General features: G+C 60.5%; 12 protein-coding genes. 5 read left to right on the plus strand and 7 right to left on the minus strand.

Annotation, left to right across the window (positions count from 1 at the left end; all coding sequences use genetic code 11):
- Positions 1-260 precede the first annotated feature (260 nt).
- Together KVT38_RS29140 and KVT38_RS29145 are read right to left on the minus strand one after the other, a co-directional pair.
- The gene (locus tag KVT38_RS29140; protein WP_217597267.1) at positions 261-557 is read right to left on the minus strand and encodes a DUF1330 domain-containing protein; all 297 of its coding nucleotides are present in this window, start codon (positions 555-557) and stop codon (positions 261-263) included.
- A gap of 123 nt (positions 558-680) precedes the next feature.
- Positions 681-1,556: a LysR family transcriptional regulator gene (locus tag KVT38_RS29145; protein WP_217597268.1), complete on the minus strand. Its 876-nt coding sequence runs from the start codon at positions 1,554-1,556 to the stop codon at positions 681-683.
- A gap of 199 nt (positions 1,557-1,755) precedes the next feature.
- Here KVT38_RS29145 and KVT38_RS29150 point away from each other — a divergent pair, with 199 nt between their 5' ends.
- The 5 genes from KVT38_RS29150 (at position 1,756) to KVT38_RS29170 (ending at position 6,366) form a co-directional block, all read left to right on the plus strand.
- A complete protein-coding gene (locus tag KVT38_RS29150; RefSeq protein WP_217597269.1) occupies positions 1,756-2,547 on the plus strand; it encodes an SDR family oxidoreductase in 792 nt (263 codons plus the stop codon).
- 488 nt (positions 2,548-3,035) lie between these two features.
- Positions 3,036-3,812 carry an ABC transporter ATP-binding protein gene (locus tag KVT38_RS29155; protein WP_217597270.1) on the plus strand — a complete coding sequence of 259 codons (777 nt, stop codon included), beginning with the start codon at positions 3,036-3,038 and terminating at the stop codon, positions 3,810-3,812.
- Positions 3,809-4,831 carry an ABC transporter permease gene (locus KVT38_RS29160; protein WP_217597271.1) on the plus strand — a complete coding sequence of 341 codons (1,023 nt, stop codon included), beginning with the start codon at positions 3,809-3,811 and terminating at the stop codon, positions 4,829-4,831. Before KVT38_RS29155 ends, KVT38_RS29160 begins: the two co-directional genes overlap by 4 nt.
- Positions 4,832-4,925: 94 nt before the next feature.
- Positions 4,926-5,600 carry a TetR/AcrR family transcriptional regulator gene (locus tag KVT38_RS29165; RefSeq protein WP_217597272.1) on the plus strand — a complete coding sequence of 225 codons (675 nt, stop codon included), beginning with the start codon at positions 4,926-4,928 and terminating at the stop codon, positions 5,598-5,600.
- 73 nt (positions 5,601-5,673) lie between these two features.
- Positions 5,674-6,366, plus strand: coding sequence for a metal-dependent hydrolase (locus KVT38_RS29170; protein ID WP_217597273.1), 693 nt, complete (start codon positions 5,674-5,676; stop codon positions 6,364-6,366).
- Between the two features lie 84 nt (positions 6,367-6,450).
- Here the strand turns inward: KVT38_RS29170 and KVT38_RS29175 are convergent, their stop codons facing one another.
- From KVT38_RS29175 to KVT38_RS29195, 5 genes are all read right to left on the minus strand, one after another.
- Positions 6,451-6,903, minus strand: coding sequence for a divergent PAP2 family protein (locus tag KVT38_RS29175; protein ID WP_217597274.1), 453 nt, complete (start codon positions 6,901-6,903; stop codon positions 6,451-6,453).
- A 108-nt stretch (positions 6,904-7,011) separates the two neighbouring features.
- A complete protein-coding gene (locus KVT38_RS29180; RefSeq protein WP_217597275.1) occupies positions 7,012-7,206 on the minus strand; it encodes a cold-inducible protein YdjO-related protein in 195 nt (64 codons plus the stop codon).
- Positions 7,207-7,276: 70 nt separating this feature from the next.
- Positions 7,277-9,166, minus strand: coding sequence for an ABC transporter ATP-binding protein (locus KVT38_RS29185; RefSeq protein ID WP_217597276.1), 1,890 nt, complete (start codon positions 9,164-9,166; stop codon positions 7,277-7,279).
- A complete protein-coding gene (locus tag KVT38_RS29190) occupies positions 9,150-10,967 on the minus strand; it encodes an ABC transporter ATP-binding protein (protein WP_217597277.1) in 1,818 nt (605 codons plus the stop codon). Before KVT38_RS29190 ends, KVT38_RS29185 begins: the two co-directional genes overlap by 17 nt.
- 21 nt (positions 10,968-10,988) lie before the next feature.
- The coding region (locus tag KVT38_RS29195) for an aldehyde dehydrogenase family protein (protein ID WP_217597278.1) at positions 10,989-11,939 on the minus strand (951 nt) is incomplete at its 5' end.

Here is an 11,939-nt window from a genome sequence, read left to right on the forward strand (position 1 = left end):
ACGGTAAAATTGCCGCTTGACAAATCAAAGCTCCAATTATACAATTAATGTAGGAATAGTAATCGGAAGCTCTTATATTTTGATTTGCCCAGTAGCGCTAGTGATTGTATCACGGCGTTATTTTTCGTGCAATCATTTTTTTCGCATCCAAAAGCGCCCGTAAGCCGACACGCTCCATTCGCGGTCAGCTTCGACGTCTGCTTCTCTTCTACTCGCCTATTTCCAAGGCCGGCATGGTCGTTGATCCTCTTGAATCTGGCTTACTCTTTCGCTACGCCTTCGACGATAATGCCCCGGTAAGTACCGCCGTTCAAACGATGCTTGAGCGCATCTTGATAAGCCGGACTGTCGTACCAAGCTCTGGCGTGCTCAATGCTGGGGAACTCCAGCACGGCCACCCCCTCCACTTCCGGTCCTTCCAACACTTCTTGTTTGCCGTACATCGCAAGAGGCGTCAGCGGATGACCGGCCAAGCCGGCCGGCGCTTTAGACGCATAGATGCTTAACTGCTCGATATTCGTCGTTTTTTCTTTCATAAATATGACATAGGCCGGCACGGAACGATCATTCCTCTCCCTTGTTTTTGCTTCTTCCCCCTACTATAAACAAGGAATGAACCCCTGTATAATTCATAGTTTTAATGTTTTAAATGAAAAAAATTCATAAAGAAGCGTGGTTGCTTACTTGAACTTCTCTTCTACGTAGTTGACGAACTTTTGCGCTGCCGGAGTAAGGAATCGGTTCTTTTTGTATTGCAGCCCTACTTCCCATACCCAGCCTTCATCCTCGATCTCGAGCCAGCTTAACCCGGCCAGCTCCAGACCGGCCGTTCTCGGCAGCACGGACACGCCCAGACCGGCCGATACGAACCCCGCTACGGTCTGTAAATCTTCGGCGTCGTAGGTAGAAGCTAAAGTGAAGTTCGTATGATGGACGCGGGCCAAAAGCGAATCTTTGAGGGAACAGTTATGCTTTAAGCCTACAAACCGCTCGCCGGTTATCTTTTTCAAACGAATCGTTTTACGCTCAGCAAACGGATGCGCGGCACTTACGACGACGTACAGCGGCATGGCGACGATCGGCACCCAGGCAAACGAATCTTCCTCAGGTCTTTCGGATGTAATCATGATGTCCGAATCCCCGCGCTCAGTCTGTTCCAGGATCGCTCCCTTGTCCCCTTGCGACAATTGGAAAGTGATCTGGGGATTGGCCTGCTGATATTGCCGGATCAGATGAGGAATCAAATCAACGCCCAATATATTTAAATACGAAAGATGAATGACGCCCGAGTTCGGATTGGCGCATTGTTCAATCTCCTGTTTGCCGCGCTCTACCTCGTTCAATATGGTCTCCACCCGCTTCGCAAACATCGTGCCGTAACGGTTAATTTGCAAATTTCTGCCCTTCCGTTCAAACAAAGGCACGCCGAGCTCCGACTCCAGCTTTGAAATCGAGTGACTTAGCGCGGGTTGCGTTACGGATAAATGTTCCGCAGCCTTCGTTAAGTGCTCCATACGGGCAACGGTCAAAAAATATTCAAGCTGGGTGAGCTCCATAAATGCCTCCGCGTCATTTTTGGAGTTATCATACCGATTGTGTTTGCACGAAGCAAGCCTCGGGCAATCAGGCTACCGAATGATGAACCAAATTAATATAAATCATTTTAATTATAAATTAGAATTATACTTAAGAGCGGAGTATGCTAGTGCATGGGCTCAAGAAAACGCAATTTAGCTACAAGGAGGATATACAGATATGCACAAATCATCGTATGAAAATGAGTTCCAAGGCAAGCGGGCTTTAGTTACCGGAGGGACAAAAGGAATGGGCCTGGCCATTGTAAAGCGGTTGGCCGAAGCCGGGGCCGCGGTGCTTACGACCGCACGTGCCATTCCGACGAACGGTGATATTCCCGGCGTCCGTTTCGTTCAGGCCGATATTACAAAGCCCGACGGCACGGCATTGGTTGTGGAAGCCGTCAAGGAAAAGCTCGGCGGCGTCGACATTTTGATCAACACGGTCGGCGGCTCCTCTACGCCTCCTGGCGGAGCGTTGGCCTTAGCGCATGAAGATTGGCTGGAGGCGTTAAACTTGAACCTGCTCGGTTCCGTCCGATTGGACAGCGCTTTACTGCCCATGATGGTCGAGCAAGGGAAAGGCGCCATCATTCATATCAGCTCTATTCAACGAAAATTGCCGTTATACGAAACAACGTTGGCGTACGCCGCATCCAAAGCGGCATTGACGACTTACAGCAAAGGCCTGTCCAAGGAATTCTCGCCAAAAGGAATTCGCATCAATACGATTGCGCCGGGTTTTATTCAGACGGAAGCGGCGGATCGGATGATCGACCGCATCGCGACGGTCGCCGGCAGCCGCGAAGCGGCGCTGCAGGAGCTGATGAACTCGCTCGGCGGCATTGCGATCGGCCGTCCCGGACTTCCCGAAGAGGTCGCGGAGCTTGCCGCATTCCTCGTATCCGATCGCTCGGCCTCCATTACGGGGAGCGAATTTACGATCGACGGCGGCACTGTACCTACGGTGTGACGGTCTATTTAGTTTATCAATCAAGGAGCGGGAATTCAAAGGGCTTGAAGCGATTCGCAGCTGGTGCCAATCGGACATCCTGGGCGCCCGCGTTCGTTTTGAACTGATCGACGCCACGAAACAAGACGGCACTTATGCGGTCATCGCGTCGGTTGACGGCGATTTCGATAAAACGAATCTCCCCAATCCGTTTTTATTGAAGCATAACTTTAAGCTGGCCGGGGGCAAAATTCAAGCGCTGCAGGTATCCTTGCCTTAAAACAGAAATTAGCGCCGCTATGAGCACGTTGCTCGAACTATGACAAAGACAACGGTTGTTCATCCGGAACGCTCCTCGCCTGGCCAATTGAGCCTTGCGGAGAGCGTTTTTGGGTTGTCTATCAAAGCCGTTAAACACATTTGTTAAAAAATGATTCATGTTGAGACGTAGATTTGATAAGATGTGAAATGGAAATGAGTAATTACTCACTCGCTGGGAGCGGATCAGAATGAAGACGACCAACCTGTCAACAGCAAGCGTAAAAAAATGGACTGCGCCCGAGCAAACCGATGCGCTCTCGCTCGATGGCGTATCGCGAAGCTTCGGCGACCGTACGATTTTAAACGGGATCTCGCTGCGTATCCGCCGCGGGGAGCTGTTCGGCCTGCTTGGTCCTTCCGGCTCCGGCAAGACGGCGCTCATCAAGCTCATCACGGGCATCGACGCCGCGGACGCAGGGCGGGTCGTGGTGCTGGGCGAGCGCGTTCCTTCGCTGCCGCTGCTCGGCAAGATCGGCTATATGGCGCAGTCGGACGCCTTGTACGGCGAGCTCACTGCCAAGGAAAACTTGATGTTTTTCGGCGCGATGTTCGAGCTGCGCGGCGCCAGACTCGCCGAGCGTATCAGCGAAGCGCTGTCCACGGTCGGGCTTGCGCAGGAGGCGGGCAAGCTCGTCTCCCGTTTTTCCGGCGGCATGAAGCGCCGGCTGTCGCTGGCGATCGCGCTGCTTCACGAGCCGGAGCTGCTCATTCTCGACGAGCCGACCGTCGGCATCGATCCGGCGCTGCGGGTGTCCATCTGGACGTCGCTGCTCGCGCTGCGCGAGCGGGGCACGACGATCCTTTTGACGACGCATGTCATGGACGAAGCCGAGCGCTGCGACCGGATCGGTCTCCTTCGGGACGGCTCGCTGACCGCCGTCGGCAGCCCCGCCGACCTGAAGGCGGACACCGGCGCGGCGACGATCGAAGAAGCGTTTATCCGTCTGGGAGGTGACCGCTCATGAGAATCCGCGCCCTGACCATGCGCATCTACCGGCAATTCATGCGCGACAGACGCACGCTCGCGCTGCTGTTCGTAGCGCCGCTCTTCATCCTGACGCTCGTCTACTGCATCTTCGGCGGCACGGCCAGCGCGCCGAAGATCGGAACGGTCGGCTTGCCGGACACGACCGCCGGCGCTTTGCGCGCATCGTCCGCCGTCGTCGTTCCGTACGATTCCGCAGCCGCGGCGCGTTCCGCTCTGGACGACCGCAAGGTGGACGCCGTCCTCGCGGTCACGGACGGCAAGCCGGCCCTGCTGCTCGAGGGCAGCGATCCGTCGCGCAGCCGCGCCGTGCTGCTCTCCGTATCGGCCATGCAGCGGACTGCCTCCGCGGCCTTATTTCAGCCCGAGATCGCCTACCTCCACGGCAAACCCGGCATGTCCTCGTTCGACGCCTTCGGGCCGGTTATGATCGGCTTTTTCTCGTTTTTCTTTGTCTTCCTCCTGGCGGGCGTCGCTTTTCTGCGCGAACGCACGACGGGCACGATGGAGCGCCTCATGGCGACGCCGATTCGCCGGCACGAGATCGTGCTCGGGTACTTGGGCGGCTTCGGCTTGTTCGCGATTTTGCAATCGGCGCTTGTCGCTTGCTTCGCGATCTATGCGCTCGGCATGTTCATGACCGGCTCGATCTGGCTGATCCTGCTCGTCAACCTGCTTTTGACGCTAACGGCGCTCACGCTGGGCACGCTGCTGTCGGCGTTCGCGGGCTCGGAATTTCAGATTATTCAATTCGTGCCGATCGTCATCGTGCCGCAGGCGTTCTTTTCCGGTTTGTTCCCGCTGGACGGCATGGCGGCCTGGCTTCACAAGCTAACCTACTTGATGCCGCTCTACTATGGCGGCGACGCCCTGCGAGGCATTATGATCAGAGGCGAGGGCTTCCGCGGAATCGGGATCGACGTTGCCGTTCTGCTCGGCTTCTCTCTTCTGTTCGCGGCGCTGAACGTCGTCGCCCTGAAGAAGCAGCGGGCCATTTAGCTCTGCGGCGCGGCGTGTGGTACGATAGTCTGGACAGGGGCGCCGCCTTAAGCGGCGCCAAGGCGCTTGATGACAAAGAAGGAGCGACTGCATAATGGAAGCGAATGGCGGACAGGCGGAGCCGTGGATGGAAGAGCTGTTGCGCGAGGGCTCGCCCGGCGAAGGCCGGCCGGTCAAAACGGAGAAGCAGGCGCGCATCTTGGCCGCCGCGATCGAGGTGTTCGCCGAGAAGGGCTACGCCGGGTCCTCCACGAGCGAGATCGCGCAGCGCGCGGGCGTCGCGGAAGGAACGATTTTCAGACATTACCGGACCAAAAAGGACCTGCTCGTGTCCATCGTCACGCCGGCCATGATGCGGATGATGGCGCCGTTCGTCATTCGCGGATTCGGCGACGTGCTCGATGCCGAGCACGACAGCTTCGAGCTGTTCGTCCGCCGGATGATCGACAACCGTATCGCGTTTGTCAATCGCAACAAACGTCTGTTTCGCATCGTCGCCCAGGAGCTTCCATTCCATCCCGAGATGCAGGAGCAGTTCAAATCGATCATCCTGACGCAGGTACTGTCGCGCTTGACGACCGTCATCGAGAAGTTCCAGCGGTCGGGCCAGATCGCCCCACTGCCCCCGCATACGGTCGCTCGCCTGACGGCGTCGGCGCTGATCGGCTACGTGCTGCCCCGCATGCTCATGCACGAGTCGCCCGAATGGGACGATGCGGCGGAGCGCGAAGCGACCGTCTCCTTCTTGGTCAAGGGCTTGTCACCGTAGTTTAGGCAATGGCCGGCTCGGGTATTTTTAAGGTTGCGGATTCTCCTAATTTGACGGAAAGAAGGGATTCAGCTTGATCGTTACCTTTCTCGGACATGCCTGCGTAAAGCTCGAACAAGACGGACGTTCGCTTATTATCGATCCTTACCTGACCGGCAACCCGCTGGCGGCCGCCTCCGCGGACGACATTCAGGCGGACCACATCCTGCTCACCCACGGCCACCGCGACCATGTCGGCGACACGGTATCGATCGCGAAGCGCACGGGCGCTCAGGTCGTAGGTACGCCGGAGCTGGCGACCTTCCTCGGCTGGCAGGGCGTCGACAATACGGTCGGCATGAACATCGGCGGCACGTACGACCTCGGCTACGCGAAGGTTAAGATGGTGCAGGCGTTCCACAGCTCCGGCTATACGCTGGACGACGAGCAGCGCATCGTCTATCTCGGGATGCCGACGGGGCTCATCATCACCTGGGGCGGACTTACCCTGCTGCACGCGGGCGACACGGGACTGTTCGGCGATATGAAAATGATCGGCGAGCGCAACGACATCGATCTCGCGTTTATCCCGATCGGCGATCACTTCACGATGGGACCCGAAGATGCGCTGACGGCGGCCGAATGGCTGAAGCCGAAGCAGGTCGTTCCCGTGCACTACGACACCTTCCCGCCGCTCAGGCAGGATGCGGCCGCGTATGCGCGCGCGCTTGAACAAAAAGGCATCAAAGGCACCGTGCTCAAGCCAGGCGACCGTCTGGAGCTGTAAGCGCGGCGCGTACGGCGAAAAGAGACCCACATCCTCTGCACGAATCGCGCGGAGGTCGCGGGTCTCTTTTTGTAGCGACAAAGGTCAAGCATAAAACAAATAGTAGACGGCCACGCCGATGCCGATGCCCCACAGCGCGCCGGCGAACACCTCGATCGGCCGATGGCCGAGCAGCTCCTTCAGCTCCTTGACCGGATGCAGCTCGCCGTGCAGATCGGGCATTTTGCGCAAAAACCGGTTCAGCACGGATGCCTGCAAGCCTGCATGCCGTCTGACGCCGGCTGCGTCGAACATAATGATCATCCCGACGACGGCCGCAACGGCGAACGCAGCCGAATCGAGTCCGCCCTCGATGCCGAACGCGGTCGCAAGCCCCGCCATGGCGGCGGAGTGCGAGCTCGGCATGCCGCCTGTGCTGAAGGCCATGCCGCCCTGCCAGGAGCGTCTGCCGACGAACTGGATCGGCACCTTGACGGCCTGCGCCGACAGAATGGAGACGATCGCGGCGACGAGCGGAAAATTGGCGAATATGGACATAACGGCGGTCTCCCTTCTCCCGAGTGGGCGCTACCGATCCTGCGGCGGCAGCCAATAGAGCTATTATAGCTTATTACACCCGAGAGCGGACATTCGATTCGCCGGCTGTCAGCGGGGCTTCGACTTCACCTTTTTTACGAGCGCGGGCAAATGCTTCATCGTGCGGAGCATGTCACCTTTGCACATCGGGCACTTCTGTTCTTCGGTGGCGAATTCCTCGCGCACCCATGCCTTGCAGTCCGGACTTTTACACTTCCAAATTTTCGTCAAAAACAGCTTGCCGCCTTCTTCTTGCGATGCCAATCTCGAATGCCTTCCTTTCAAAACCGGTTTAAAGTCAACTGACCTAATATAGGCCGTTCTGCCACAAGAGTCAAGTTCCCGCCGCCTGCTCCCCGCCGGACAGCCCCGGCGCGGCGCCCGCGCCGAACTGGCTCTCGAACATGCGGTAATAAGCGCCGCGTCGCGCCATCAGCTCCTCATGCGTCCCCCGTTCGGCGATGCCGCCGTCCGAGACGACGAGAATCTGATCCGCCCCGCGAATCGTATTGAGCCGGTGGGCGATTACGAAGCTGGTCCGTCCTTTCATGACCGTCAGCAGCGCCTTCTGGATTTGCAGTTCCGTTCGCGTATCCACGCTGCTCGTCGCTTCGTCGAGGATGAGAATCGACGGACGGGCGAGCATCACCCGGGCGATCGCGAGCAATTGCTTCTGTCCTTGGCTTAAACTGCCGCCGTTCTCGGCGAGCAACGTGTCATAGCGACCCGGCAGACGGCCGATGAAGGCGTCCGCGCCGACGAGCCGCGCCGCTTCGACCATCTCCTCGTCGCTTGCGCCGGGATTGCCGTATTTGATGTTGTCGCGGATCGTCCCCGAGAACAAGTACGTATCCTGCAGAACGACGCCAAAGGCGCTGCGCAGGCTGCTCCGCGTGTAGTCGCGGATATCGCGTCCGCCGATACGGATCGCGCCTTCGGTCACGTCGTAGAACCGGTTCAGCAGCTGTACGATCGTCGTCTTGCCGGCGCCGGTCGGCCCCACGAGCGCAATGCTTTTGCCCGCCTCAGCCTCAAAGCTCACGCTTTTTAAAATCGGGCGCGCCGGGTCGTAGCCGAAGGATACGTCCTCGAAGACGACATCCAGCGCTCCCGGCCGAAGCTCGGAGGCGCCGGGACGGTCGCCGGTCTCCTCCGCCTCGTCGAGCACCTCGAATACGCGCTCCGCGCCGGCTACGCCCGACTGCAGCACGTTGTACACGTTCGCGATGTCGTTGAGCGGCCGCGCGAACTGCCTCGAATAGCTTAAAAAGCTGGCGATGACGCCGACCGATATATGGCCTTTGACGGCCAGCACGCTGCCGACGACGGCGACCGTCGCGAACCCGATGTTGTTGATGACGCTGAGCAGCGGCATAAGCAGTCCGGACCAGATCTGCGCCCGGATGCCGATCTCGCTGAGGCTCCGGTTCACCTCGTCGAATTCGGCGACCGAACGGCGCTCCCGGCCGAACGCCTTGACGAGCGCGAGGCCTGTAACGCTCTCTTCGATTTGACCGTTCAGCCTGCCGAGGTACGCCTGCTGCTCCTTGAACAGTTTGCCCGTTCTGCGGGTCACGACTCGCGCCAGCAAATAAACAAGCGGCACGGTAACGAGGCCGGCCAGCGTCAGCAGCGGGCTTAAGACGAGCATCATGACGAGCGAACCGGCGATGGCGACCGCGCCCGCCATCAGCTGGACGACCGTCTGCGACAGACTCGTGCTCACGTTGTCGATATCGTTGGACAGACGGCTCATAATCTCGCCATGCCTGCGCGCGTCGAAGTAAGACAGCGGAAGCCCGTGCAGCTTGGCGAACAGGGCGCTCCGCAGCTTGCTCACGGCGCGCTGGGAGACGCCGGACATGAGCCAGCTTTGAACAAAGGTGAGCGAAGCGTCCATCGCGTACGCGGCGGCCATCAACGCGAGGAGCGTGTGAAGCGCGCCAAAGTCGACGCTTCCCTGTCCGTGCATCGCGTCAATGGCGCGGCCGATCAGGTACGGGCCCAGAAGCGCGGCGCCCGCGCTCGCGAGCGTGAACGAGAAGACGACAACGAGCAGCCTTCGCTCCGTCCGGAGATACGACAGCAGCCGACGGACGGTCCGGCCGAACGCCTTCGGCTTTTGGACGGGGCCTCTTCCGCGCGGTCCGGCTCCCGCTCCGGGGCGAACCGGCACGGCCGGCGCGGGAGGCCGCTCGCTTCGCCGATCAGATGCCCGAGACATGCGGAATCGCCTCCTCTCCGAATTGCGAGCGGCATATATCGCGGTATACGGCGCAGGCGCGCAGCAGCTCGTCATGCGTGCCCAGTCCGACGAGCCGGCCGTCGCCGAGCACGGCGATCCGGGCGGCGCCGATGCCCGAGGAGATGCGCTGCGCGATAAGCCGGCAGGTCAGCTTCGAGCCGTACGCCTTCAGCGCTGCCTTGACCTTGCTCTCCGCGACGGCGTCGAGGGCCCTCGTCCAGTGGTCGAGTATCAGAATTTGCGGACGCCGGATCAAGGCGCGCGCGATGGACAGCCGCTGCTTTTGGCCGCCAGACATGTTAACGCCGCCCTGGCCGAGCATCGCATCGTAGCCGCCTTGCAGCTTCATAATAAAATCGTGGGCGCAGGCCGCTTTGGCCGCAGCCTCGAGCTCCGCTTGCGTCGCCGACTCGTCGCCCCAACGCAAATTGTCGGCGATCGTGCCCGTGAATAGCACGGTACGCTGCGGCACGATCGCCACCCTCTCGCGGAGCGCCGATACGTCCAGTAGCCGGTGATCGACGCCGCCGATGCGAATCACGCCTTCGGTCTGATCGTACAGTCTCGGGACCAGGCTCACGAGCGTGCTCTTTCCGGCGCCCGTCGATCCGACGACGGCGAGCGTCTCGCCGGGCTCGCAGGCGAGGGTCACGCCATCCAGCGCGCGCGCCTCTCCCGCCCCTTCGTACGAAAATCCGACGTTTTCAAAGGAGACGCCGAGGGCTTCGCCAGCGGCAACCGATTCGCCAGCCCAAGCCGTAGTGGGGGCTGACGTCGCAGGCGGGGTTTCGTCTGCCCTTTCGGCTCCATCGACGGCGCCGCCGGACGCGGACTCTCCCCCGGGCAGCGCCAGCACCTCCGAGATCCGGCCGGACGAAGCCCGCGCGCGGATGAACATGTTGAACACCCAGGAAATCGTCATAAGCGAAAAAAGAATTTGCGTCATGTAGTTGACGAAGGCGATGATGTCGCCGACTTGCATGCCGCCCGTTTCCACCCGGTTGCCGCCGAGCCAGACGATGGCGACGACTCCCAGGTTCACGACGAGCGCAATCGCCGGACCGAAGCCGGACATCGCGCGGAGCGTCGTCGTCGAGCGCGTCCGGTATTCACCGTTGATCGCCTCGAATTTATCGGATTCGTAAGCGGCTCGGTTGAACGCCTTGACCGACCGCACGCCCGACAAATATTCGCGCATCGCGCCGTTCAGCCGGTCCAGCGCCGACTGCACCTTGAGGAACAACGGAAATCCGACGCGCATGTTCAAAACGATAAGTCCGACGACGAGGGGCACCACGACGACGAGCACGAGCGACAGCTGCGGATTGAGCCGGACGGCCATAATAAGTCCCCCGATGCAAAGAAGCGGCGCCTTTGCGAATATTCGCATCATGCCGTTGGCGAAGTTCTGCACCTGGGTGACGTCGTTCGTCAGCCGGGTCACGAGCGACGCCCGGTCGAAGCGATCGGCGTCGCGAAGGGACAAATATTGGACGCGGCGGAACAGATCGCCGCGCAGATCCGCCCCGAACCGCTGGGACACCCGGCTCGAGACGACATTGCGCCCGAGCGCGGAGAGCGCGCCGACAGCGGTGATCGCCAGCATCCAGCCGCCATACTGCGCCACGACCTGCAGATCGCGCGTCAGCACGCCCCGGTCGATCATATGGGACATAAGCGTCGGCAGCAGCAGGTCGCATACGCCTTCGAGCGCGACGAGCGCGAGCGACAAAGTAAACAGCAGACCGTATTTGGAAACGTACTTGCGCAAATAGTCCAACTGGCTAGCCTCCCCGCCCGCCTATCTGCCGGCCGAGCGCCAGATCAACAGCTTCGGCTCGGTCAGCTCCTCGATCGCGTACCTAACGCCCTCGCGGCCCAATCCGCTCTGTTTGACACCGCCGTACGGCATATGATCGAGTCTGAAGGTGGGGATGTCGTTCACGAGCACGGTCCCGGCGACAAGTTCGTCCATCGCCCGCATCGCGACATCGATGCGGTTCGTGTAGATGCCGACCTGGAGACCGAAGTCCGAATCGTTCGCGCGGCTTATTGCCTCCGCGATCGACTCGACCTTGTTCACCAGCACGACCGGAGCGAAAGCTTCGCGCCGCGACAGCACGGCATCGTCGGGCACGTCTGTCAGCACGGCCGGCGGAAGCACGCCGCCCTCCGGCGGGCCGCCCGCCAGCAGCACGGCGCCGCGCCGCACGGCGTCGTCGATCCAGTCCGCGGCGCGCTTCGCCTCCCGATGCGCGATCATCGCAGACAGATCCGTCTTCGGATCGAGCGGATCGCCGACGACAAGCTTCGAAGCTGCATCCGCGATGCGCGCGGCCAGCTCGTCCGCGACGCTTGCCATCGCGTAAATGCGCTGCAGGGAGATGCATACCTGACCCTGATAGCCGAACGCGCCCTCCGCGCACCGGCGGGCGACCGCTTCGAGATCCGCGTCGTCGTCGACGATGACGGCGCTGTTCGAACCGAGCTCGAGCGTCACGCGCTTGAGGCCCGCCCGGGCGCGAATCGCTTCGCCAACGGCGGCGCTGCCCGTGAACGACACGGCGCCCACGCGCGGGTCGGCGACGATCTGCTCGCCGACGCGCTTGCCGTCGCCCGTCACGACGTTCAGCGCCCCGCCGGGCAGCCCCGCTTCATGGAGCAGCTCAGCGACGAAGTAGGCAGACAGCTGCGTTTGTGGCGCGGGCTCGAGCTCGATCGCATTGCCCGCGGCCTGCGTGGGAGCGGCCTT

The organism is Cohnella sp. GbtcB17, assembly GCF_019091135.1.
In the GTDB taxonomy this organism is placed as follows: Bacteria; Bacillota; Bacilli; order Paenibacillales; family Paenibacillaceae; genus Cohnella.